A 21,581-nucleotide genomic window follows, 5' to 3' on the forward strand; every position below is an offset into this window, starting at 1 on the left:
CGCCATGGGGATCGCGGCGACCACTGCCCGCCGGATGGTGCGGGCGCACCGGCCGGTGCTCTATGCCGGACCGGGTGCGCGGTGCGAACTCCTGCGTTTCGTGGCGGAGTTCGAGAACATCCCGGTGGTCGCCGGGCCCGGCGGGCCGGCCTTCGCCGGACTCGCGCAGTACCTCGGCGGCGTCGGCCGCGAGGGCCTCGCCGACCGGGTCCTGCGGGAGGCGGACGAGGTCTTCGACGCCACCGCGCTCGACCCGGCCCTGCTGGCCGACCTCCCGGCGGAGCGGGCGAGCGGCCCGTGCACCGAGCGCCTCGACTGGTGGGCCCGGATCACGCTGTGGCGCTTCGCGACGCGGGGCGGGGGCGGGAGCGGGAGCGGGGGCTCCGCGAGGGCCCGGGCCCACCCCGCCACGCACCACGACACGCACCACTCCACACACGGCGACGACAAGGAAGGACCCCGCACATGACAGAGCGCCCCACGGCCCCCACGGCCCCCATGGCCGCCCCGCTCCGCCGCAGGCCGGTCGCGCTGCTCGCCGCGGCGACCTTCGCCGACTCCGCGGGCAGCGGGCTCTTCCTCTCCTCCGCCGCCGTCTTCTACACCCGCCACCTGGGCCTGACCGCCACCGAGGTCGGCCTCGGCCTGTCGATCGCGGGCGTGGCCGCGCTCCTCCTCGGCACCCCGCTCGCCGGTCTCGCCGACCGGATCCCGGCCCGCACCCTGCGGATCTGCTTCGACCTGTGGCGGGCCGCGGCCATCCTCGGCTTCCTGCTCGTGGACGGCTTCCTCGGCTACACGCTGGTGCTCTCCCTGGTCCTGGTCGCCGACCGGGCCAACGGCACCACCTTCCAGATCCTCGTCGGCGGCCTCGTCCCGGCCGAGCGGCGGGTGGTGACCATGGCCCGGCTGCGGGTCGCGTTCAACGCCGGGTTCACCGTGGGCGCGCTGCTCGCGGGCCTCGCGCTGCTGCGGCCGGACGCCGGGACCTTCCGTACGGTCGTGCTCGTCGACTCGGCGACCTTCCTGCTCGCGACGGCGCTGATCGCGCTCGTGCCGTCGGTCGCGCCGGTCGCCGCCGGGGAGCGCGGGCGGGGGGCCGGCTGGGCCGAGGGGTGGCGGACGGCCGCCAAGGACCGCCCGTACCTGCTGCTCACCGCGGCGAACGGGGCGCTCAGCCTGCACCAGACCCTGGTCGGCATCGCGATCCCGGTCTGGGTCGCGACCCGCAGCGGGCTGCCGGGGCCGACCGTCGCCGCGCTCGCCGCCGTCAACACCGTGCTTGCCGTCACCCTCCAAGTGCGGGCGGCGCGCGGGGCGACCAGCCTCGACGGCGCCTCGCGCGCCCTGACCAGGGCCGGGTGGGCGCTGGCCGCCGGATGCGGGGCGATGGCCCTCGCGGACGCGGCCGGAGCCCGCTGGAGCGTGCTCGCCCTCACCGTCCTCGCGATGCTGTTCGTCACCGGCGCCGAACTGTGGCAGTCGGCGGGCGCGTGGTCGGTGGCGTACGAGCTGGCGCCCGAGGTGGACCGGGGCAAGTACCTGTCGGTCTTCGACCTGGGCGTCAACGCGGAACGCCTGGCGGGCCCCGCCCTGCTCACCGCCCTCGTGCTGCCCTCGGGCCCGGTCGGCTGGCTGGCCGTCGGAGTCCTCCTCGCCGCCTCGGGCCTGGGCGCCCGCTTCGCGGTGAGCCGCCACCGAAACGCGGGGGCGAGCGGCGACGCGGGTACGGACGCGGGCGCGGGTACGGACGCGGGCGCGGGTACGGACGCGGGCGCCGCGCCGGTCGGGGCGGAGGCGGCCCGATGAGCACGACGAGCATGGCGGGCGCGGCGAGCCCGACGCCCGGGCCCGAGGGCCAGGACGTGCTGCCGCTGGTCGCCGTCGCGTACGGCCTCGGTGCGGCGGGGCCGCTCGCGGTCGGCGCGGCGGCGGACGGCCTGTGCCGGGTGGTGTGGCTGTGCGACAGGACCGACCCCCACACCGCCGAGGTGCTGGCCTTCCTGGAGCGCAGCGGTGACGTCCTGGACGTCACCGGGCGCACGCCCGAGGAGGTCGCCGGGGCGCTGCGGGCCGCCGGTGCGCGAGGCGTCACCACCTTCAGCGAGGGCCGGATCCGGTGGACGGCCGAGGTCGCCGCCGTGGCGGGCCTCGACTACCACCGGCCGGACACCGCCCGCGCCCTCACCGACAAGTCCGCGCAGCGGGAGCTCTGTTCGGGTACGCCCGGCGCGCCCCGCCACGCGCGGATCGTCGGCCGGGCCGACGCACCGGCCGACGCACCGGCCGACGTACTGGCCGCCGCCCGCGCGGTCGGCTTCCCCGCCGTCCTCAAGCCGCTCTCCGGCTCCGGCAGCCGGGACACCGCCGAGGTCGCGGACCTCGCCGCCCTGCGAGCCGAACTGGCGGGCCTGGAGGGCGAGTTCGTTCTTGAGGAGCGGCTGATCGGTGATCCGGCGGTGGCGGGCGAGGGCTGGGGCGACTACGTCTCCGTCGAGACCCTCTCCACCCGGCGCGGACACCATGTCCTCGCGGTGAGCGGCAAGTTCCCGCTGGCCCCGCCCTTCCGGGAGACCGGCACCTTCTACCCCGCCACGCTCGGCCCCGCCGCGCTGCGGGCCGCCGAACAGGCCGCCGTCGCCGCGCTCGACGCGCTGGGCGTCACGTACGGCGTGAGCCACACCGAGCTCAAGCTGACCGCCGCCGGGCCCCGCCTCATCGAGGTCAACGGCCGCGTCGGCGGCGGCACCGCGCGGACCGTCCGCTCCGTCGGCGGCCCCGACCTGCTGCGCACCGCCCTGCTCGCCGCGCTCGGCCGCACCCGGGACGAGGTGCGCCGGTCGGCCGAAGGGCGGCCGTTCCCCGACCGGATCGGGTACGAGTACCTGCCGCCCGCTCCCCGCGCCGACGGCACCGTACGGGCCCTGGGTGGCGCCCGTGAGGTGCGGCGGCTGCCCGGCGTCGACGTCTTCACCCCGACCGTCCGGCGCGGCGCCCGCCTCGACTGGCGCACCGGGACCCTCAGCCACCTGGGGATGGTCTACGGCACGGCCGCCGACCACCGGGCCCTCGCCGGGACGGTCGCGGCGATCGACCGGGCCCTGGTCCTCGACCTCGACCTGGACCTCGACCTGGACCTCGACCTGGACCTGGCCCCCGACCCCGACCCCGACCAGCTCTTCTCCACCCCTCCCACCGGACAGGCGGCACAGCGATGACCGAGACCTTGACCTCCGCTCCCGGCGTGGCCGGGCCCGCGCCCGCGCCCGCGCGCTCGCTGTGCGGTGCGCTCGCCGCGCACGCCGCCGCGAACCCGACGGCCGTCGCCCTCGTCGACGGTGAACAGCGCGTCACCTACGACGAGTTGATGCGCGCGGCGGCCACGATCCGGGCGTCCTTCGACGCGTACGGCATCGGTGCGGGCCGCCGGATCGGGGTCGGGCTCGCCCGCTCGTGGCGGGTGGTCGCCGCCATCGTCGCTGTGCTCCAGCACGGGTGCACCTATGTGCCGCTCGACCCCGAATACCCGGCCGACCGGCTGGAGTTCATGGCCGAGGACAGCGGTCTGAAGGCCGTCTGCGTGGACCCCGGGGCCGCCTGGCCGTACGGGGCGGGGGCGACCGCCCCGTACCGCGTCGACGTCACCGGTGCGCGGGCCGGGGCCGAGGGCGGGGCCGGGCCGCTCCCGGCGGCCGTGCCGCCGCTGCCGGACACCCCCGCGTACCTGATCTACACCTCGGGCTCCACCGGCCGCCCCAAGGGCGTCGCCGTCTCCGAGAAGGCCGTCCTGAAGCTGTTCGCCTCGACCGATGAGCACTTCTCCTTCGGCCCCGACGACGTGTGGACGCTGCTGCACAGCTACAACTTCGACTTCTCCGTCTGGGAGATCTGGGGCGCGCTGCTGTACGGCGGCCGGCTCGTCGTCACCGGCAAGGACACCGCCCGCGACCCCCGGCTGGTCGCCGAACTCGTCGAACGGGAGGGCGTCACCGTCCTCAACCAGGTGCCGAGCGCCTTCAAGTCCCTGGTCCGCGCCCTGGACCGGGCCTCGGAGACGGAGCCGCGGACCCTGCCCTCGCTGCGCTATGTGATCTTCGGCGGCGAGGCGCTGGACCGGCCGTCGGTGCGCCGCTGGTTCGAGGCGGGGTACGGGGTGGGGGCGGGCGCCGCGGGCGGGGCCGGGCGGTGCGCGCTCGTCGACATGTACGGCATCACCGAGATCACGGTGCACGCCACCTACGCCCTGCTGACGCCCGAGGACGTGGCCGCCGACACCGGCCCGACCCGTATCGGGCAGCCGCTCGCCCACCTGCGGGCCGCCGTTCTCGACGAGCACGACCGGCCGGTGGCCGACGGCACCCCGGGCCAGCTCCACCTCGCGGGCCCCTCGCTGGCGCTCGGCTACGCGGGCCGCCCCGAGCTGACCGAGGAGCGCTTCCCCCGGCTCGCCCTCGACGGCGCCCCCGCCCGCTGGTACCGCACCGGCGACCTGGTGCGGCGGCGGCCGGGCGACGGGGAGCTGGAGTACCTGGGGCGGATCGACTCGCAGATCCAGCTGGGCGGCTTCCGCATCGAGCTCGGCGAGATCGAGGCCGTGCTGCGCCGGGCGCCCGGGGCCGCCGACGCCATGGTCGCCGTCCGCACCCTGCCGGGCGGGGAACCGGTGCTCGCCGCGTTCGTCGTCCCGGCCGACCCGGCGGCGCCGCCGGTCACGGCCGAACTCCGCGCCCACTGCCGGGGTGCGCTGCCCGCGCACATGGTGCCGCAGCGCTTCAAGGCGGCGGCCGCGCTGCCGCTGACCCCGAGCGGAAAGCTCGACCGGTCCGCCGACCCCGCCCCGCTCGCCTGACCACCCGTCCTCCCTCCCTTCTCGTACTGGAGCACTTCATGTCCAAGCCCGAACTCCTCGATCTGGTCAACGAGTTGTGGGAGGAGGTCCTCGGCGAGGCGCCGTCCGCGCCCGACGCCGACTTCTTCGACGACGGCGGCACCAGCCTGTCCGCCGTCAGCCTCACCTTCCTCCTGGAGGACCGCAGCGGCGTGCCGGTCCCGCTGGCCGTCCTGCTCAGCGACGGCACCCCCGAGGGCCTCGCCCGCCACCTCGCCGCCGCCTGACCCGTACCGCTCCCGTACCCGACCCCGTACCGCTCTCGCTGCCGCTCCCGTCTGGAGACCCACCATGACCACCTCCGCCGCTCCGGCCCCCACCACCTCCACCCCCGCCCGTACCGCCGCCGCGACCACCGGGAGCGCGCTGCTGCTGCGCCGCTCGCGCGCCGAGGAGGTCCGCGGTTCGGTGTTCTGCGCGCACGGCGCGGGCGGCGGCTGCCTGTTCTTCATGCCGGTCGCCCGGCGGATCTCCGGCGAGCACGACGTGTACGGCTTCCAGGCGCACGGCATGGACCACACGGTCGCCCCCGACACGACGCTCGCCGAGATGGCCGCCCGCTACGCCGCCGACCTGCGCGCGGCCGACCCGGTCGGCCCGTACAAGCTGCTCGGCTACTCGATGGGCGGGATCATCGCCCACGAGGTCGCCCGGATCCTGCTCGCGCAGGGCGCGCGGGTCGAGCTGGTCGGCCTGCTGGACACGCTGTTCCCGGCGCCCGCCGTGCGCAGGCCCCGGGAGGCGACGCTGACCCTGTGCTCGATCGCCCTCGCCCTGCCCGAGCAGTACCACGCCGCCGAGGGGCTGACCTGGGACGAGCAGTGCGACCGCTTCCTCGCCCACGCCCAGGCGAGCGGTTCGCTGCCGCAGGGCTTCGACCGGGCGCGCCTGGAGCGGATGGTCGACCTGTACGACATCAACCAGGACGCGGTCGCGGGCCACGAGCCGGCCGAGCTGCCGGTCCCGCTGCACATCCTGCTGACCGCCGACGGTTCGGCCCGGCACGACGTCGACCGCTGGAAGGCGACGGCGGCCGAGGGCACGGTCGTCGACACCATCGACGCCGATCATTTCAAGCTGATGAGCGAGGCGCACGCGGCGGAGGTCGCGGAGATCGTGACGCGCTGGCTGTCGGCGGCAGCGGCCTGAGGGGTACGGGGCGCGGGAGCGGGTGGCCGTCCCGGGCGGGCGCTGGCGTCCGGCGGCGCAGGGGCGACAATGTGAACATGGACGACATCGACCCCGTGGAACAGTCACTCCACGCCGCCCGTGCCCTGATCCTCGCCGACCTGGCGGCCCGCGAGGTGGCCATGGCCGAGGTGGTGTCGATGGTGGAGGAGGCGGTGGCGCACCGCCGCTGGTGGGTCGAGCAGTGGCCGGAGGGCCGGGCGTTCGTCGCGGGCCTCGTCGCCCAGGACGTCCAGGACGCGCTCCTCGAACGGTACGGCCGCTGGCCGATCTGCCCCGTCTGCTCCTCCGGCGACCCGCACGCCCTCGACGTCGAGCCGGAGATGGGCCCGGACCCGCACTGGGTCTGCGGCAAGCAGGGCGTGGTGGTCGCTCCGGTCGGCGGCCTGCGGTGACCGGCCCCGGGGCGACGGGGGTCCGCCGGTGACCCTCTACATCGACCCGCCCACCTGGCCGGGCCACGGCCGGATGTGGTCGCACCTGGTCAGCGACGTCTCCTTCGAGGAGCTGCACGCCTTCGCCGCCACGATCGGCTGCCCGCCGCGCGCCTTCGAGCGCGACCACTACGACATCCCCTCCGACCGGTACGACTCCGCCGTCGCGGCGGGCGCGGTGGAGGTCGGTTCCAAGGAACTGCTGCTGCGCCTGACGGAGGCGGGCCTGCGCCGCCCGAAGGGCCGCCCCGCGGATTAACCAGCGCCTCCGAAGCGGCTCACGGCAGCTCTCCGTACCTCACGGCAGCCTGGTCACGCCGACCTGCAGGTGGAAGTGGTTCTGGTGGGCCGCCGCCAGGGCCGGGTCCTTGTGGTCCGGGTAGATCACGAAGCCGCCGCCGCCCAGCTCGGGCATCGGCCACCGGTTCTGCGGGCCGATCGCGGTCGCCTCGCACTCGTAGGTGCCGAACCGGAAGACCGTCGTGAACAGGCCGTAGCCCAGCGCGTCGGCCGACGCGGAGATCCGCACCTTCACCCCGGCCGGGCGCGGCAGGTCGCCCCAGTGCTGCTGCACGGACCGGGCGAACGCCGTCCCGTCGACCGTACCGCTGATGCCGGACAGGTCGATCGCCCGGCCCTGGTTGTGGCAGTCCTTGGGGTCGCCGCCGCCGTGGCCGATGCCGAGGTGGAGGAGTTCGGCGACGTCCGGCTTCGAGGCGTTGATCCACCGGGTCAGCCGGTGCAGGACGATCAGCATCCGCTGGTCGAGGTTGTCGATGACGGTCGAGGCCGGGGCGATCTGGTTGGTGTAGCGGACGGCGCCGAAGGACGGCGGGCTCACCACCACCCGCTGGTCGGGCTTGGGCGACACGATCCCGGCCGGGCCGTCCACGAACGCCGGGCTCTTCAGGGTCAGCACCCCGCGCCGGATCAGGTCGGCCATCAGTCCGTTGGCCTGCGGCAGGGTGAGCAGTCGCGCGGCGGTGACGGCGCCCGAGGGGGTGGGCGCGAAGCGGAAGGAGGCGTCGAGCGGGCCGCTCGCGTCCACGGCGTCGGCGTCCACGTCGAAGCGGCGGTACTGCCCGCCGCTGAAGAAGTAGGCGTACCGGCCGCCCGCGTACGTCACGGCGTCGATGCCCGAGGGGAACACCCCGGCCCAGTTGCCCGCGATCGGCCGCGGATAGTCGGGGTCGGCCCGGTCGGCGGTGAGGTCGTAGCGCAGATACGAGCCGCCCTTGAAGAGGTACAGCTTGCCGTTGCCCCAGTTCACCGCCGCGTCGAAGCCGGTCCGCCAGTCCGGTCCGCCGGCCGAGCCGTCGGGCAGTCCGGCCCAGTTGCCCGCGATCGTGAACGGCGTGTCCAGATAAGCCTGTTCGACGCCGTCCGGGTTGGCGGCCGTGACCACGGTGGGCTCGTTGTAGCGGAGGTAGGTGGCGCCGGTGAACGCGTACGCCTTGTCGGCGCCCCACCACACGAAGGCGTCCGGCGAGCGGGGCAGCCGGGGCCAGTTCGACAGCGGCTGCCCGGTGGCCTCCGGCAGGCCGCTGACCGAGTCGTAGCGGGAGTAGGTGTCGTCGTCGTGGAAGAGGTACGTCTTGTCGTTCGGCCAGGAGACGGCCGTACGGAGGAGGGCCATGGTCTCGGCTCCTTTCCCGTGGGGTTCCTGTGGGGATTCCCATGGGTTTCCCGTGGGGTTTCCCGTGGGGCCGGGTCGCCGGTTGCTCGGCCCGGCCCCTCCCCGTCCCTCACGGGGCTCTCGTAGGACTCGTAGGACCCGGAGGACTCGGAGGACTCAGCGGGCTCACAGGACGCCGGTCCACCGGCAGCCCCCGGTCGGTGCGCACGTCCACCCCCGCCCGTACCCGTGCACGAGGGGTGCGGGGTCGGCGGGCAGCGGCCCGAAGGGCCCCTTGGGTGGCTGTTGCACCAGGAACTCGGGAAGGCCCGGGGGATGGGCGGTCACGATGATGCGGAACGGCAGGTAGTGCTCCCGCCGGTCCACCGACGGTGCCTGTATCGGCAGTTCGCGTCGCATGGCACTTCCTCTGGCACTTCCTCGTACGGAGAGTGGTGTGCCCGGTCGTCACCGGGCGGGTGCGCGGTGACGACCGGGACAGGTGGCCAGGTGACCTGGCGACCAGGTGACCAGGTGACCAGGTGACCAGGTCACTCAGAACGGGAACAGGTCGTCGATGCTCTGGCCGATGCTGCCCAGCCAGCTGCTGGCCTCACCGCCCCCCGAGAGGTAGCCCTCGGGGTGCTTGCCGCGCCGCACGGGCGCGGACTGCTGGGGCAGCTGCGTGCGGAGCTGTCCCGCCGCCGACCGGCGGGAGCCGCCGGTCTCGGCGTTCGTCGTGTCGTGGGTCTCGTCGAACATGGGGTGTTCTCCTTTCCCTTGGCTCTGTCCTGATGGGCGTCGTCTCCGGCGCTCTCGTGGCCCGCCGGGTCAGAACGGCAGGACGTTGCCGAGGACGTCGCCCAGGATGCTGAACAGACCGTTGGCCTCGGCGCCGCCCGAGGCGTGACCCTCGGGGTGCTTGCCGCGCTCGACCGGGGCGGACTGCTGGGGGAGCTGCAGCCGGAGCTGTCCGGCGGGGGACCGGCGCGGCGTGCCGCCGCCGGTGTCGTGGGTGGTGAGGGTCTCGTCGAACATCACGCTGTCCTTTCCACGGTTCCACGGTGTCCTTCAGGACGACTCGGTCAGGATCGGTCAGGTGGCCACGCCGTAACTGCCGTAGCACATCTGCCTGGCCGGGCCGGTCAGGGTGGCGCAGGGGGACTTGGCGGCCCCCGCACCGGTACGGGATGCCGCGCCGGCCTCGTACACGTCGCGGGAGACGGGGTGGGCGAGCAGGGGTGGTGCGCCGGGGCGGCCGGGGGGCGGGTTGCGCCGGGTGTTCATGGGGTTCTCCTCTCGTGACGCGCGTTCGCGATCGGTGATCCGTGATCGGATCCGTGACCGGCGATCCACGATCCTCAGTAGGAACCGAGGAAGGTGTGGAACGGCGCGAGGGTGACCGGGAGTTCGTCGCTGACGTCGATGGTGAACTGGTACGAGAGCCGGGACCTGCGTTCGTCCTCGGGGTCGTAGAAGGTCGCCGTGACGTCCTGGCAGTCCGAACCGACGCGGCAGTACGGGCTCTTGGTGACGGTGATGGTGTCGAGCGCGTACAGGTTCTTGCTCGATCCGGGCACCTTGCTCGCGGACAGCAGCCCCTGGGCGAGCAGGTTGCTGAACGAATAGGTGTTGGTGCCCATGAAGTTGAGCGCGCGGTCGGCCGAGGTCTGTCCCAGGTTGCGGAACTGGTAGTAGATCTTGTCGAGGAACGCGCGGATGGTGAGCCGCAGTTCGTCGAGGTTGCGGACCTCGGTGGCGGCGTTCGCGGCCTCGTCGGTGATCTGCTGGATGACGGCGTCGACGAGCAGCGACTCGTGCCAGGTGTACAAGCCGCGGCTCTTCACCTCGACCACGGGCACGATCTGGCCCGAGTAGAGACGGGTGGTGCGGCCGGTGAGGACGCCGGGGATCGACACCCGGGAGATGTACTCGTCACGCTTGTCCTCCTGGCGCTCGACGTTGATGGCCTGGCCCGCGATGGCGTCGCGGAACACCCGGTAGACGGTCGACACCGGGGGACTGGACAACATCTCGATGATCCGGTCGAGGTCCGGGTTCTTGGCGACCGCCAGGTCCCGGACCGGCTTGCGGGTCTCCTGGGCCTCCTCCGGGAGCACCAGGGGCTGGCTCCAGTCCATCGCCACGGCGGGCTCCGCCTCAAGGGCGTACACGGTGGCCCCGTCCATCACGAGGGTCCAGGTGAGTTTGGAGCAGGCCCACGGGGTGCTGACGAGGTAGTCGTGCAGCTGGTGGACGTTGTACGGGTCGGGTTCCTGCTCGACCTCCTCGTCGCCGACCGTGGCCGTGACGTACGGCATCTGCTGCCGGAAGCTGTCCCGGCGGGCCTCGGTCGGGTAGTCGAAGCCGATGGTGCCGATGGCGTAGATCAACGGGGGTCCGGCCGCCGGACCGCCGCCCCCGCCGCAGGTGCACGCGGCCGGGTCGCCGCCCCCGCAGCCGCACGCGGGGCGTACGCCGGAGTGCGTGGGGGCGTATGCGGGGGCGTACGTGGCGGCGGCGGCCGGGGGCGGCGCCGGGACCGGGGTCTGGGCGGCGACCGGGGCGGGGGCCGGGGGCTGGGCCGGTGCCGGTGCCGGGGCTTGGGCCACCGGGGGCGGCGCGGGTGCCCCGCCGTCCGCGGCGACGCCTGCCGGCACCGGTGCCGGGGCCTGGGGGAAGGCCGCCTGGGGGGCGACGGCCTGGGGGGCGAAGCCCTGCGGCGTGACGGCCTGGGGTGCGGGGGCCGGGGGCGGCGGGGCGGCCTGCGGCTGCTGGGCGGCCTGCGGGCCGGGCGCGGCCGGGGCGGCCTCCTGCGGCACGGGAACGGAAGCGGCTGCGGGAGTGGTCACGGCTGTCTCCTCTTTCCTGGTGGTGAGGGCGAGCGCCCGGACGGCGTCCAGGCTGCCGCCGAGCCCACGGCGGCAGGCCGGGGCTTCCGGATCGGCACAGTCGGAAGGGGCGGAGGCCGTCGTGAGCAGGGTCTGCCCGGCGCCTCTCGGGTCCGCCGCGCCCCCGCCGGCCAGCTGCGCGGCGACGAGCAGTGCCGCCGTACCGGCCACGAGCGGGGTGGCGAAGCTGCTCCCGGTCGGGGCGGCGAGGCCGCCGCCAGGGGCGGCGCCCTCGATGTCCTGGCCGGGGGCGAGGATGCCGTGGGTGCGGTACGCGGCACCCCAGTTGCTGAGATCGAGCGGTCTGCCGTCGGTCCCGGCGGCGCCGACGGCCAGGACGGTGGGATGGGCGGCGGGCACCTGGAGGGTGTCGGCGCCGTCGTTGCCGACGGCGGCCACGAGGAGCACGCCGTGCTCCTCGCAGAGCCGCAGGGCGCGGTCGAGCAGGGGGTCGGCCTGTCCGTCGGCGACCCGTTCGCCGCCGCTGATGTTGATGATGTGCGCGCCCGCCTCGACCGCCTGCTCGATGGCGCGGGCCAGGTCGAGCTGGGGCACCCGGCCGTCGCCGTCGTCGCGGAAGACCGGCAGCAGCAGTCCCCGGCAGTACGGGGCGAGCCCGGGGGCGGGTCCGTCCGGCACGCCGAACAGGACGCTCGCGACATGGGTGCCGTGCCGGGACATCGGGCCCTGCCCCGCGGGTTCCGCGACCACGGTGGGCAGCCGGGTGAGGTCGGCGCCCGCGAAGCAGGGATGGGCCAGGTCGACGGGGCCGTCGAGGAGCGCCACGCACACCCGGGGGTCGCCGTACGGCGCGGCCGTCCCGGTGCGGAGTCCGCCGAGGATCTCCCGAGGTCTCATGCCCGCCTGCCTTCCGTACCGGGGTGCGCGGGGCACCGCCCGGCGGGGGTGGGTGCGGAGGTGCTGTCGGTAGGAGCCTCGGCGGCCGGTGTGCGCGGGGTGTGCCCCGGACCGTCACCCGGACTGTCCAAACGGCGTCCCCGGAGCGTTTCCGGCGCATCGCCGTGACCGTTTCCGGAGCGTCTGCGCGCCGGTCAGACGGCTGCCCGGACGAGCGTCGGCGGGGGGCGGGGAGGGCCGGAAAAAAGTCGGTGCCGGGTCGGGAAGCCCGGAGTCAGGGGGTGGCGCGGGCGCGGGGCGCGGATGCGTGATGCAGCGGTCGGTTGCACAGTGAGGGATGTGTCATCGAACGGCGTATACCTCGAACTGCTCGGTGCCTTCGAGCTCTCGTACGCCGGATGCCGCATTCCCCTCCCCTCGGGGGCCCAGCGCCTGTTGGCGCTGCTCGCCGTGCACACGGCCGGTGTGTACCGGGGTGCGGCAGCCGAGCTGCTCTGGCCCGACTGCGTACCGCGCAGGGCGTCCGCGAACCTCAGGACCGCGCTGTGCCACGGGCGCAGGGCCGGGCCCGTGACGGCGGTCGAGTGCGTGGACCAGCGGCTGCGGCTCGCGCCGGTGGTGGACGTCGACCTGCCTCTCGTACGGGTGACGGCGCAGCGTGCGGTGACCGAGGGCACCCCGGCGGCGGAGCGCGAGGCGCTGGTGGGGCGGCTGCGGGACGAGCTGCTGCCGCGCTGGCCCGACGAGTGGCTGGTCCTGGAGCGGGAGCGCTGGGACCAGCTGCGGCTGCACGCCCTGGAGGGGCTGGCGGAGCGGCTGCGCCGGGAGGGCGAGTATCTGGACGCGTTCCAGACGGCGTTGACCGCGACGCAGATCGATCCGATCCGGGAGACGGCGCAGCGGATCCTGGTCGAGATCCATCTCGCGGAGGGCAACCGGGCGTGTGCGGTGAAGCGCTATCAGGAGTACCGGCGGTTGCTGCGGCGGGAGTTGGCGGTGGAGCCGTCGCCGTTGATGACGCGGCTGGTGCAGGACGCGATCTCGGCGTAGGGCCGCTCGGCGTGGTGCCGGGGCCGGGGCCGGGGTCGCGCCCTGCCGCCCTTCCCGTCCGCCTCGTCGTCAGACGGTGTAGGTGATCGCGGCGCCGTGTGTCCGGGCGATGGTGCCCGAGGTGTGGCCGTCGTGGATCAGGACCGGGTTGCCGCTGACGTTGCGGACCTTCAGCGTGGTGCGGACCTGGGGGCAGCCGGCGAGCTGGGCGGTGGTGAGGGTGAGGGTGTTCGCCGCGGTCTGGTGGTGCTTGGCGTCGGTGATGTTCCAGCGGGAGACCGGGCCGGTCAGCGGCGCGCCGCAGGGGGTGCCGTCGGCGGTGCGCGGCTGGGCCTCGACCCAGGTCTCGACGACGGTGCCCTGGTGGGCGGAGGTGCCGCCGGAGCAGATGTCCGAGTTGACCATGCAGGTGGAGAGGGCCGCGTCCTGGTAGAGCGAGACGCGGTTGCCGGTGGTCGGGGTGACCGTGTAGCCGAGGGTGGTGGCGGTGCTGCCCGCGGCGACGATGACACCGCTGCCCTGGGGCAGGGTCCAGCGCGGCATGTCGTTGTACACGGGGGCGGTCTGGCGGGCGAGTTCGGCACCGGCGGGGACCCGCATGGTGACGGTGCGGCCGTTCACGATGATCGAGGAGTACGACACGATCGACAGGCGGCAGCTGTACGAGCCGTCGGCGGGCGCGACGAACACCCAGCGCAGCGCGGCGGTCAGCGAGGTCTCGCCGGGCGGCACCAGGTTCGCCGCCCAGTAGGCGCCGCCCTCGGTACCGGCGGGCAGCGCGGCGCCCGTGGCCGTACCGCAGCGGATGGCGAAGGTGTTGCCGATGTTGTCGCCCTTGCCGACGGCGTCGACGGGGCCGGTGGCGAAGTTGCGCGACCACAGGTAGGAGCGTTCGCCCGCGGCGGCGTCGAAGGTGATCTCGGTGCCGGGCACGTCGAGGTAGGCCCCGGCCCCGCGGGTGACCTCGTAGCTGAAGGCGCCGGTGGCCGGGGCGGCGCTCGCGGCCGGTGCGGCGGCGAGGGCCGCCGCACCGGCGAGGAGGAAGGCACCGGCCGCCGCGACGGCGGTCCGGAGGGTGGTGAGTCGCACGGAGGTCTCGCTGCTCTCGTCGTGGTCGGTCCCGTCCGGGACGCGGGCGACCGGACGGCTGATCAGCTGATCAGCGAGACGATACGCGGCGGTCCGCCACGGCCTCCGTGGTGGTGGCCGCCTCGGTTCCGGTGCTGCGGGCCACCACCCGGGAACGGGTCCGGCCGAGGCGCAGCGAGATGATCACGGCGGCCAGGCCGACGACGGTCATGGCGGCGCCCGCCCAGGCCGGGGAGGCGAAGCCGTGGCCGGCGTCGATGACGGCGCCGCCGAGCCAGGGGCCGCCGGTGTTGCCGAGGTTGAAGGCGGCGGTGGTGGTGGCGCCCGCGAGGGTCGGGGCGGCGCCCGCGACGTTGAACATCCGGGCGTTGAGGGCGGGCGCGGTGTAGAAGGCGGAGACGCCGAGCAGGAAGGTCAGCACGATGGTGGCGACCGGGCTGCTCGCGAGCAGGGCGAGCGCGACGAGGAAGACGGTGGAGGCGGTGATGCCGGTGAGCAGCACCCCGAAGAGGTGGGCGTCGGCGACCCGGCCGCCGATGTACGTACCGATCAGGGCGCCGATGCCGAAGAGCGCGAGGACGCCGGAGACCCAGCCGTCGGCGAGGCCGGAGACGTCGGTGAGCAGCGGGGCGAGGTAGGAGAAGGCGCAGAAGACGCCGCCCGCGGCGAGCGCGGTGATCACGATGGAGAGCAGCACCTGCCGGTCGCGGTAGATGACCAGCTCGTCCATGAGGCGCGGCCGGGTGTCGGGCAGCGGGATGCGCGGGATCCGGGTGACGACGCCGACCAGGGCGATCGCGGAGGCGGCGCCGACGGCCCAGAAGGCGGAGCGCCAGCCGAGGTGCTCGCCGAGGAAGGCGCCGGCGGGGACGCCGAGCACGTTGGCGATGGAAAGTCCGCCGATCATCACGGCCATGGCCCGGGCCCGGGCGCCGCGCGGCACCATGGCGATGGCGACACCCGCGCCGACCGCCCAGAACCCGGCACAGGCGAGCGCGCTCACCACCCGTGACACGAACAGCACCGCGTAGTTCGGGGCCAGCGCGCCCGCGACCTGCCCGAGGCCGAAGAGGGTGATGAGGGCGATCAGGGTGGTCTTGCGGGGCAGCCGCAGGGTGGCGACGGCGAGCAGCGGGGCGCCGACGACCATGCCGATGGCGAAGGCGGAGATGAGCAGCCCGGCCCGGGGTATGGACACCCCCATGTCCTCGGCGATCGGCGGCAGCAGCCCGGACAGCATGAACTCGCTGGTCCCGAGCGCGAAGACGGAGAGGCCGAGGATGTAGACGGCTTTCGGCATCCGGGTGGTCGGGGCGGCGGGCGCCGCTGCGGTCGGATCCGACGGGTCGGGGTCGGGGTCGGAGGGGGCGGCTGCGGCGTCTGTCGAGGGCATAACAGGGGCAACCGGCCGTTCACCCCTGTCATTCCTGACCCCCCGATCGTCTCGCGATACGGAACGGTCACTTAGGGGGGCGGGGTGGGTCCGTCGGCCGAGCATGGCCTGTTCACGCCAGTCACGTCGTCCGCCTTGACGATCGCTTCGTCCGGCGAGACCGTCACGCGCAAGAACCCGCAACCGATGTGGTCAGGGAGCGCGTTGTGGATCTACAGTTCATCGGGATCGATCCGAGCACGGGCGGCGGTGGCTCGCCGACGGTGTGGGTCGACGAGGAAACAGCTGATCTGGTGCTCCAGGGCGTCAAGGCCGAGGCAGTGCTGGAGGCACTCGTCAGCGATACGGAGTGGGTCGCCGGGCATGAGCGAGGGATCCCTCCGCACGAGACCGTGATCCGCATTCCGGCCCGCATGGTGCCGATCTTGAGGAAGGCGTGCGATGTCGCGGACCGACGTGCCGGACTTCGGTGAACTTCTGCGATCGGCGGAGCACTCGGCCGTGCACCTGGAGATGCGGGACCTCTATGCGGTCGGTGACGAGGCCGAGGAGATCGCGCAGTTCAAGCGGACGGGCACGGTGGACCTCGACCCGACGGCGCGGTGGTGGCCCGAATGGCTGGGAATCGTGCGGGAGAGCGTCAGCCGGGGTGTGGCGATCCGCCGGGCCCGGATCGTCTCCGAGCCGGTCACCGACTACATCCGGTGGGAGCACGCGGTCACCTCGCTCAACGTCGGCGCCGGTGAGCAGGTCCGTTGGCTGCCTCGGCGCCTCGCCTCGGATCTCGCACTGCCGGGCAACGATCTGTGGCTGATCGACGACAGCCGTGTTCTCTTCCACTGGTTCACCGGGGACGGCGACTGGGCGGGGCACGACTTCAACGAAGATCCCGCAGTGGTCAAAATGGTGCGCGACGCCTTCCACGCGGTCTGGGAGCGTGCCATCCCCCACGAGCGTTTCACCGTCTGACCCGAGTCAGGTCCATGCCCGTATCTCCTTCCTCCAGTGCCCAGGCGGCGCGTGAAGCGCTTGCCGTGCGTCTCAACCATCTGCGCGTCGACTCCGGACTTTCGGGAAAGGAGCTCTCGGCACGATGCGGCTGGCACCCCGCGAAGACCAGTCGGCTTCAGAAGGGCGAAGCGCAGCCCTCGGACGCGGACATCCGCGCATGGTGCGCCGCCTGCGGTGCTGATGATCAGGTGCCGGACCTGATTGCCACGGCCCGCGCGGTCGATTCGATGTACGTCGAATGGCGACGGCGACACCGCAACGGCATGCGGAAGACCCAGGAGGACTTCTACGCGCTGTACGAGCGGACGGACGTGTGCCGCGTCTACGTCTCCAACGTCGTGCCCGGATTCTTCCAGACGCCGGCGTACGCAACAGCGCTGATGGAGTCGATCACCAGCTTCCAGGGCACGCCGAACGATGTCCCGGAAGCCGTCGCCTCACGCGTCGCCCGGTCCCGTTTTCTCTATGAAGGCGGACATCGCTTCGCTGTGGTCATGGAGGAGAGCGTGCTCCGCTTCCGTATCGGGGACCGGGAGACCATGGGTGACCAACTCCGGCACCTTCTCGCCGTCATGGCGCTGCCCGCCGTCTCCCTCGGAGTCATTCCCCTGGCCGCCACCCGGACCATGTGGCCTCTGGAAGCGTTCTACCTGCACGACGACACGCGCACGATCGTCGAGACCCTGACCGCAGAGGTCAACATCGTCCAGCCTCGTGAACTCGCCGACTACGCCAAGGCGTTCCGCGCCCTCTCCGCGATGGCTGTCCACGGGGCCCGTGCCCGCTCGCTCATCGAGTCGGCCATCGACTCCCTCGGATGATTCCCCCGCAATAGTCCGCAACCTCGTTGAGGGCGAATCACCCGTCTCCTTAGCGTGTGGAGTGCTGCCAGGGAGGCTGGTCCTCACGGCAGCTCCGCCGAGAAGCCGGACGCATGCGTCCCGCCTTCATTCAGGAGATGGCAATGATCGAGCCCAGTCCTCCCGCCCGCCCGTGCCAGGAACTCGCACTCCACGGACTGCCCAGCCCCGAACTCGCCGCCCGCGCCGCTTCCGGGTTCGCGAGGTTCCTCGCCCGCTGCGGTCAGGAGGACCGCAGCGGCGAGGAGCGCGCCCGGTGAACGGTCTCGGTGCCGGTTCCGGCACCGGCGTCGGCTCCTGCTTCCACGAGGACGACCACCCGTGGCTGCACCGCACCGTGCGGGACATCGCCAGTCGGGGCGAGGGCGAACTCACCGCGGTCGTCCACGAGGAAGCCGCCGGCCGGACCGTACGGGTCGCGTACATCCGACCGGCCTCCGGCGTGGAGTGGACCACGGCCGTCGACAACATCCAGCTCGTGTCGTGAGTGCCGAAGGATCCGCCGAAGCACAAGAAGGACTAGGGCCTGTCTGACAATTCCCGTCGGGTCCGGCCCGCCCGGCACGCACGCTCGCCGCACGGCCGAAACGCCCAAGTAGCTCCGCTACAAGGGCGCCCCGGCCGCACGCCGATCGCACGCACCGAACGACCCGGCCTGATCCGACGCGAATTGTCAGACAGGCCCTAGCGCGCGTGACGACATCGGATCCCGCCGCGGCCGAGCGGAACGCCCTGCGCGCTCTGCTCGGCATGGTGAGCGACGAGTTGGGGGCGCCGTTGGCGCCCGAGTGGGAGCGCGCCGCGTGGGTGGTGCCGCGCTCCGCGTTCGTTCCCGACCGGGTCTATCTCGGTGATGGGCTGGAGCCGTGCGACCGTGGCGAAGCTCCGGACACGTGGCTGCGATCGGTCTACGCGGACGACCCCGTGGTGACACAGATCAACGACGGCGTCGAACCGGGCGACGGCGAGCGGTGGCCGTCGTCCTCGGCGTCCGCCCCGTCCATCGTGTTCCGGATGCTGCACATGCTCGATGTACGTGAAGGACACCAGGTCCTGGAGATCGGCACGGGCACCGGCTGGAACGCGGGTCTGCTGGCGCACGTCGTCGGGCCGGACCGGGTGACGACCGTGGAGGTCGACGCGGCCCTGGCGTGCGGAGCCGGGGAACGACTCCGTAACAGGGGCGTGCGTGCTGCGGTGATCACCGGGGACGGCGCCGAGGGGTACGTGGACAGCGCGCCGTACGACCGGCTCGTGGCGACGTGTTCCGTGCGGTCCGTCCCGCGTCCCTGGGTCGATCAGGTGAAGCCCGGAGGCGTCATCCTCACGCCGTGGGAGAGCCCATGGTTCTGTTACGGGCTGCTGCGGATGGTCGTGGACGGCAACGGAACGGCGGCGGGGCGGTTCTCGCCGCACTCCGCGTTCATGCTGATGCGCAATCAGCGCACGGACCTGCGGATCTTCCGTGACGTGGTCCGCGACGACCACCGGCCCGACGAGTCGGCCACCGGCCTTCCGCCGTGGCGGGTGGCCGGTGACGATCCCGCCGCGCGGTTCGCCCTGGGGCTGCGGCTCCGTGACGTGTGGTGCACGTGGCACGACGACCCCGACGTGGCAGGGGTCGCGTCCCGGCTGTGGATCGCCACGACGGACGCCACGTCATGGGCCGCCGTGGACTGGGACGGGAAGGCGGACGACCGGTTCACCGTGTGGCAGCACGGACCGCGTCGGCTCTGGGACGAGGTGGCGGCGGCGTACGCCTGGTGGCTGAGGAACGACCGTCCCGGCCCCGGGCGGTTCGGGCTGACCGTCGCCGCCCAGGGGGAGTCCGTGTGGCTGGACGACCCCGGGCGGCCTCTTTCGCCCGGAGGCGGCTGACCGGCGCCCGCTACGCGCCGGGCTCCGCCAGTTCCGCCAGTTCCGTCAGCTCCCGTTCCAGGTTCTCCCGGGCCCGCTCCTCCCAGGCCGCCGCCCCGTACGGGGTGCGGAAGAGGCGGGGGAGGGCGAGGAGGTGGGTGAGGACGGCGGTGCGGCCGGTGCGGAAGGCGTCGTCCGGGACGAAGGCGTACTCCTCGCGGACCGCCCTCGTATACCCCCTATAGGTATCTGGGGAGCCGGCCAGGACGGCGAGGTCGGCGTCGCACAGGGTCTCGCCGTTGAGGTCGCCCGGGGCCGGGTCGTGGGTGATCGTGAGGCGGACCAGACGGGCCACCTCGGCCACCTCGTGCGGGGTCAACCCGGCCTCGGTCAAGGCGAGTTCGGCGAGGTGGGCGGAGCGTTCCTCGTTCTCCGAGCGGTCCGGGCGGTAGACCGCGTCGTGGAACCAGGCGGCCAGCCGCACCAGTTCGAGCTCCCCGCCCTCGTCGCCCTGGTCGGTGAGCTCGTCGATCCGGTCCAGGACCGCCCGCAGGTGGTCGACGGTGTGGTAGCGGCGCTGCGGCTCGGCCCAGCGGGCCAGCAGGTTCCGGCCGTACGGGAGGGGGTCGGGGCCCTCGCGGCCGGAGCGCGCGGCGAGCAGGGTCGCCGTCCAGCGGCGGAGCAGGTCGAGGTCCTCGTGGCCGGGTTTCCGCTCGCGTTCCCGCTGGTCACGGCCCTCTCGGCCGTGTCCGTCCGGCCCGCTCTCGGCCCCGTCGCGGTCGTCCAGGTCGTCCCGGTCGCGTTCTTCGGCTGCGGTCATGCCCCGCATTCTGCCGCTCCGTACCCGCCTCCCGCGCCCGCCCCGCGCCCCCGACCGGGCCGGAATCCGCACCCTCATCTCACCCTTACATACCCCCCATGGGTATGCTACGGTGCTCCACGCAGGTACCCCCTGGGGGTATGCATCGCCGAGTGAAGGGTCAGGGCAATGTCAACCTCAACCGTCAATCCCCGGCGCTGGTGGGCACTTGCCGTGCTCGCCGCAGCGCAGTTCATGGTCATCATGGACACGTCGATCATCGGGGTCGCGCTCCCGAAGATGCAGGAAGAGCTGGGCTTCTCGCAGGGCGAGCTCCAGTGGGTCTTCAACGCCTACGTCATCGTCTTCGGCGGCCTGCTGCTCCTCGGCGGCCGCCTCTCCGACCTCGTCGGAGCCCGCAAGATCTTCGTCTCCGGCTGGGCGATCATGATCGCCGGTTCGATCGTCGCGGCGGCCGCGCAGACCGCCTGGGTCGAGATCGTCGGCCGCGCCGTCCAGGGCGTCGGCGGCGCGCTCATCGCGCCCTCCGCGATGACCCTGCTGATGATGCTGTTCATGCACGACCCGCGCGAGCTCGGCAAGGCGATGGCCCTGTACGGCGCCGCCGCCCCGGCCGGCGGCACCGCCGGTGTCTTCCTCGGCGGCGTGTTCACCGAGTGGGCCGCCTGGCAGTGGTGCTTCATCATCTACGTGCCGATCGGCCTCGCCACCCTCGCCGCCACCAAGATCCTGCCCGACGTCGAGTCCCGCCGCGGCTCCGTCGACGTCCTCGGCGCCGTCGCCGTCACCGCCGGTCTCGCGCTCGCCGTGTTCGCCGTCGTCCGCGCCCCCGAGGTCGGCTGGGGCGCCACCGCCACCATCCTCGAACTGGTCGGCGCCGCCGCGCTGCTCCTGGTCTTCTTCCTGATCCAGAAGTCCCTGCGCGAGCCGCTCATGCCGCTCAGCGTCTGGCGGGTCCCGCGCCTCGGCTCCGCCAACCTGGCGATGACGCTGCTCGGCGCCGCCTGGATCCCGATGTGGTACTTCCTCAACCTCTACCTCCAGCAGGTGCTCGGTTACGGGGCCTTCGCCTCCGGCGCCGCCCTGCTCCCGATGACCGTGCTCCTCATGATCTTCATGACGGCCATCACCGCCCGGCTCATGGCCAGGTTCGGCGCCAAGCCGCTCATCGGCGGCGGACTCCTCGTCCTCGCCGCGGGCCTGGTCTGGCTGTCCGCCGTCGAGCCCACCGGCAGCTTCGTCGTCGACGTGCTGCCCGCCTCGCTGGTCGCCGCCCTCGGCATGTCCCTCGCCTACATCCCGGCGATGATCGCCGCCATGTCCGGCGCCCCGCAGGAGCAGGCCGGTCTCGCCTCCGGCATCGTCAACACCACCTACAACGTCGGCTCCGCGCTCGGCCTCGCCGCCCTCACCGCGGTCGCCATGTCCCAGGGCGCCGACCAGCTCGGCAACCTGCCCAAGCTCACCGACGGCTTCTCGTCCGCCTTCATCGGCGCCGCGATCATCGCCGCGGTCGGCGGTGTCATCACCCTTCTGGTGATGAAGAGCGACAAGGCGCTCGCCGCCGCGGCCCCGGCCGCCGACGCCCCGAGCGAGCAGGGCGCCAAGGTCTCCGCGTGAGCTGAGC

25 protein-coding genes are annotated in these 21,581 nt (G+C 73.3%); 16 read left to right on the forward strand and 9 right to left on the reverse strand.

Going from position 1 to position 21,581, the window contains the following annotated elements; genetic code table 11:
* The first annotated feature begins 4 nt into the window (after positions 1–4).
* The 8 genes from ACIPXM_RS00805 (at position 5) to ACIPXM_RS00840 (ending at position 6,769) form a co-directional block, all read left to right on the forward strand.
* Positions 5–469, forward strand: a complete 465-nt coding sequence (locus tag ACIPXM_RS00805; RefSeq protein ID WP_401650225.1) for a hypothetical protein — start codon at positions 5–7, stop codon at positions 467–469.
* Positions 466–1,809 (forward strand): MFS transporter, encoded by a 1,344-nt coding sequence (locus ACIPXM_RS00810; protein ID WP_401650228.1) that lies wholly within the window; start codon positions 466–468, stop codon positions 1,807–1,809. Before ACIPXM_RS00805 ends, ACIPXM_RS00810 begins: the two co-directional genes overlap by 4 nt.
* Positions 1,806–3,218, forward strand: a complete 1,413-nt coding sequence (locus tag ACIPXM_RS00815) for an ATP-grasp domain-containing protein (protein WP_401650231.1) — start codon at positions 1,806–1,808, stop codon at positions 3,216–3,218. The genes ACIPXM_RS00810 and ACIPXM_RS00815 overlap by 4 nt, the downstream gene beginning before the upstream one ends.
* A complete protein-coding gene (locus ACIPXM_RS00820) occupies positions 3,215–4,849 on the forward strand; it encodes an amino acid adenylation domain-containing protein (RefSeq protein WP_401650233.1) in 1,635 nt (544 codons plus the stop codon). Before ACIPXM_RS00815 ends, ACIPXM_RS00820 begins: the two co-directional genes overlap by 4 nt.
* 38 nt (positions 4,850–4,887) lie before the next feature.
* Positions 4,888–5,115: an acyl carrier protein gene (locus ACIPXM_RS00825; RefSeq protein WP_401650236.1), complete on the forward strand. Its 228-nt coding sequence runs from the start codon at positions 4,888–4,890 to the stop codon at positions 5,113–5,115.
* A 64-nt stretch (positions 5,116–5,179) separates the two neighbouring features.
* Positions 5,180–6,037 carry an alpha/beta fold hydrolase gene (locus tag ACIPXM_RS00830; RefSeq protein WP_401650239.1) on the forward strand — a complete coding sequence of 286 codons (858 nt, stop codon included), beginning with the start codon at positions 5,180–5,182 and terminating at the stop codon, positions 6,035–6,037.
* 77 nt (positions 6,038–6,114) lie between these two features.
* The gene (locus tag ACIPXM_RS00835) at positions 6,115–6,471 is read left to right on the forward strand and encodes a hypothetical protein (protein ID WP_401650242.1); all 357 of its coding nucleotides are present in this window, start codon (positions 6,115–6,117) and stop codon (positions 6,469–6,471) included.
* 28 nt (positions 6,472–6,499) lie between these two features.
* A complete protein-coding gene (locus ACIPXM_RS00840) occupies positions 6,500–6,769 on the forward strand; it encodes a DUF4031 domain-containing protein (RefSeq protein ID WP_401650245.1) in 270 nt (89 codons plus the stop codon).
* A 39-nt stretch (positions 6,770–6,808) separates the two neighbouring features.
* Here ACIPXM_RS00840 and ACIPXM_RS00845 read toward each other — a convergent pair whose 3' ends face one another.
* The 6 genes from ACIPXM_RS00845 to ACIPXM_RS00870 all read right to left on the reverse strand — a co-directional run bounded on the left by ACIPXM_RS00845 (position 6,809) and on the right by ACIPXM_RS00870 (position 11,874).
* Complete coding sequence (locus ACIPXM_RS00845) at positions 6,809–8,146, reverse strand: hemopexin repeat-containing protein (protein WP_401650248.1); 1,338 nt, start codon at positions 8,144–8,146, stop codon at positions 6,809–6,811.
* Between the two features lie 165 nt (positions 8,147–8,311).
* A complete protein-coding gene (locus tag ACIPXM_RS00850; protein WP_401650251.1) occupies positions 8,312–8,545 on the reverse strand; it encodes a hypothetical protein in 234 nt (77 codons plus the stop codon).
* Between the two features lie 135 nt (positions 8,546–8,680).
* Entirely contained in the window at positions 8,681–8,887 is a 207-nt protein-coding gene (locus tag ACIPXM_RS00855) for a hypothetical protein (protein WP_401650254.1), read from the reverse strand.
* 69 nt (positions 8,888–8,956) lie between these two features.
* Positions 8,957–9,163, reverse strand: coding sequence for a hypothetical protein (locus ACIPXM_RS00860; protein WP_401650257.1), 207 nt, complete (start codon positions 9,161–9,163; stop codon positions 8,957–8,959).
* A gap of 57 nt (positions 9,164–9,220) precedes the next feature.
* Positions 9,221–9,412, reverse strand: a complete 192-nt coding sequence (locus tag ACIPXM_RS00865) for a hypothetical protein (RefSeq protein ID WP_401650260.1) — start codon at positions 9,410–9,412, stop codon at positions 9,221–9,223.
* 74 nt (positions 9,413–9,486) lie between these two features.
* Positions 9,487–11,874: a S8 family serine peptidase gene (locus tag ACIPXM_RS00870; protein ID WP_401650263.1), complete on the reverse strand. Its 2,388-nt coding sequence runs from the start codon at positions 11,872–11,874 to the stop codon at positions 9,487–9,489.
* Positions 11,875–12,213: 339 nt separating this feature from the next.
* On the opposite strand from ACIPXM_RS00870, the gene ACIPXM_RS00875 reads away from it, so the two are divergent.
* Positions 12,214–12,924, forward strand: coding sequence for a BTAD domain-containing putative transcriptional regulator (locus ACIPXM_RS00875; protein WP_401650266.1), 711 nt, complete (start codon positions 12,214–12,216; stop codon positions 12,922–12,924).
* A gap of 69 nt (positions 12,925–12,993) precedes the next feature.
* Here the strand turns inward: ACIPXM_RS00875 and ACIPXM_RS00880 are convergent, their stop codons facing one another.
* The gene (locus ACIPXM_RS00880; RefSeq protein ID WP_401650269.1) at positions 12,994–14,013 is read right to left on the reverse strand and encodes a hypothetical protein; all 1,020 of its coding nucleotides are present in this window, start codon (positions 14,011–14,013) and stop codon (positions 12,994–12,996) included.
* Between the two features lie 70 nt (positions 14,014–14,083).
* Positions 14,084–15,313 (reverse strand): Cmx/CmrA family chloramphenicol efflux MFS transporter, encoded by a 1,230-nt coding sequence (locus tag ACIPXM_RS00885; protein ID WP_401652415.1) that lies wholly within the window; start codon positions 15,311–15,313, stop codon positions 14,084–14,086.
* A 299-nt stretch (positions 15,314–15,612) separates the two neighbouring features.
* Between ACIPXM_RS00885 and ACIPXM_RS00890 the strand changes: the two genes are divergently transcribed.
* From ACIPXM_RS00890 to ACIPXM_RS00915, 6 genes are all read left to right on the forward strand, one after another.
* Positions 15,613–15,879: a hypothetical protein gene (locus ACIPXM_RS00890; RefSeq protein WP_401650272.1), complete on the forward strand. Its 267-nt coding sequence runs from the start codon at positions 15,613–15,615 to the stop codon at positions 15,877–15,879.
* Positions 15,848–16,375, forward strand: coding sequence for a DUF6879 family protein (locus ACIPXM_RS00895; RefSeq protein ID WP_401650274.1), 528 nt, complete (start codon positions 15,848–15,850; stop codon positions 16,373–16,375). The genes ACIPXM_RS00890 and ACIPXM_RS00895 overlap by 32 nt, the downstream gene beginning before the upstream one ends.
* Positions 16,376–16,389: 14 nt before the next feature.
* Positions 16,390–17,238, forward strand: a complete 849-nt coding sequence (locus ACIPXM_RS00900) for a helix-turn-helix domain-containing protein (RefSeq protein WP_401650277.1) — start codon at positions 16,390–16,392, stop codon at positions 17,236–17,238.
* Positions 17,239–17,381: 143 nt separating this feature from the next.
* Positions 17,382–17,537 carry a hypothetical protein gene (locus ACIPXM_RS00905; RefSeq protein WP_401650279.1) on the forward strand — a complete coding sequence of 52 codons (156 nt, stop codon included), beginning with the start codon at positions 17,382–17,384 and terminating at the stop codon, positions 17,535–17,537.
* Positions 17,534–17,764: a hypothetical protein gene (locus ACIPXM_RS00910; protein ID WP_401650282.1), complete on the forward strand. Its 231-nt coding sequence runs from the start codon at positions 17,534–17,536 to the stop codon at positions 17,762–17,764. The genes ACIPXM_RS00905 and ACIPXM_RS00910 overlap by 4 nt, the downstream gene beginning before the upstream one ends.
* A gap of 206 nt (positions 17,765–17,970) precedes the next feature.
* Positions 17,971–19,155: a methyltransferase domain-containing protein gene (locus ACIPXM_RS00915; RefSeq protein WP_401650284.1), complete on the forward strand. Its 1,185-nt coding sequence runs from the start codon at positions 17,971–17,973 to the stop codon at positions 19,153–19,155.
* A gap of 10 nt (positions 19,156–19,165) precedes the next feature.
* Here ACIPXM_RS00915 and ACIPXM_RS00920 read toward each other — a convergent pair whose 3' ends face one another.
* On the reverse strand, positions 19,166–19,954 hold the full coding sequence (locus tag ACIPXM_RS00920; protein ID WP_401650287.1) for a hypothetical protein: 789 nt from the start codon (positions 19,952–19,954) through the stop codon (positions 19,166–19,168).
* Positions 19,955–20,122: 168 nt separating this feature from the next.
* Between ACIPXM_RS00920 and ACIPXM_RS00925 the strand changes: the two genes are divergently transcribed.
* On the forward strand, positions 20,123–21,574 hold the full coding sequence (locus ACIPXM_RS00925) for an MFS transporter (RefSeq protein WP_401650290.1): 1,452 nt from the start codon (positions 20,123–20,125) through the stop codon (positions 21,572–21,574).
* Positions 21,575–21,581: the final 7 nt, after the last annotated feature.

Source organism: Streptomyces sp. NPDC090025 (genome assembly GCF_044748125.1).
Taxonomy (GTDB): Bacteria; Actinomycetota; Actinomycetes; order Streptomycetales; family Streptomycetaceae; genus Streptomyces.

Coding starts and splice junctions, on each gene's coding strand:
- ACIPXM_RS00805 (WP_401650225.1), top strand. CDS start 5: ATGGGGATCGCGGCGACCACTGCCCGCCGGATGGTGCGGGCGCACCGG.
- ACIPXM_RS00810 (WP_401650228.1), top strand. CDS start 466: ATGACAGAGCGCCCCACGGCCCCCACGGCCCCCATGGCCGCCCCGCTC.
- ACIPXM_RS00815 (WP_401650231.1), top strand. CDS start 1,806: ATGAGCACGACGAGCATGGCGGGCGCGGCGAGCCCGACGCCCGGGCCC.
- ACIPXM_RS00820 (WP_401650233.1), top strand. CDS start 3,215: ATGACCGAGACCTTGACCTCCGCTCCCGGCGTGGCCGGGCCCGCGCCC.
- ACIPXM_RS00825 (WP_401650236.1), top strand. CDS start 4,888: ATGTCCAAGCCCGAACTCCTCGATCTGGTCAACGAGTTGTGGGAGGAG.
- ACIPXM_RS00830 (WP_401650239.1), top strand. CDS start 5,180: ATGACCACCTCCGCCGCTCCGGCCCCCACCACCTCCACCCCCGCCCGT.
- ACIPXM_RS00835 (WP_401650242.1), top strand. CDS start 6,115: ATGGACGACATCGACCCCGTGGAACAGTCACTCCACGCCGCCCGTGCC.
- ACIPXM_RS00845 (WP_401650248.1), bottom strand. CDS start 8,146: ATGGCCCTCCTCCGTACGGCCGTCTCCTGGCCGAACGACAAGACGTAC.
- ACIPXM_RS00850 (WP_401650251.1), bottom strand. CDS start 8,545: ATGCGACGCGAACTGCCGATACAGGCACCGTCGGTGGACCGGCGGGAG.
- ACIPXM_RS00855 (WP_401650254.1), bottom strand. CDS start 8,887: ATGTTCGACGAGACCCACGACACGACGAACGCCGAGACCGGCGGCTCC.
- ACIPXM_RS00860 (WP_401650257.1), bottom strand. CDS start 9,163: ATGTTCGACGAGACCCTCACCACCCACGACACCGGCGGCGGCACGCCG.
- ACIPXM_RS00865 (WP_401650260.1), bottom strand. CDS start 9,412: ATGAACACCCGGCGCAACCCGCCCCCCGGCCGCCCCGGCGCACCACCC.
- ACIPXM_RS00870 (WP_401650263.1), bottom strand. CDS start 11,874: ATGAGACCTCGGGAGATCCTCGGCGGACTCCGCACCGGGACGGCCGCG.
- ACIPXM_RS00885 (WP_401652415.1), bottom strand. CDS start 15,313: ATGCCGAAAGCCGTCTACATCCTCGGCCTCTCCGTCTTCGCGCTCGGG.
- ACIPXM_RS00895 (WP_401650274.1), top strand. CDS start 15,848: ATGTCGCGGACCGACGTGCCGGACTTCGGTGAACTTCTGCGATCGGCG.
- ACIPXM_RS00900 (WP_401650277.1), top strand. CDS start 16,390: ATGCCCGTATCTCCTTCCTCCAGTGCCCAGGCGGCGCGTGAAGCGCTT.
- ACIPXM_RS00905 (WP_401650279.1), top strand. CDS start 17,382: ATGATCGAGCCCAGTCCTCCCGCCCGCCCGTGCCAGGAACTCGCACTC.
- ACIPXM_RS00920 (WP_401650287.1), bottom strand. CDS start 19,954: ATGACCGCAGCCGAAGAACGCGACCGGGACGACCTGGACGACCGCGAC.
- ACIPXM_RS00925 (WP_401650290.1), top strand. CDS start 20,123: ATGTCAACCTCAACCGTCAATCCCCGGCGCTGGTGGGCACTTGCCGTG.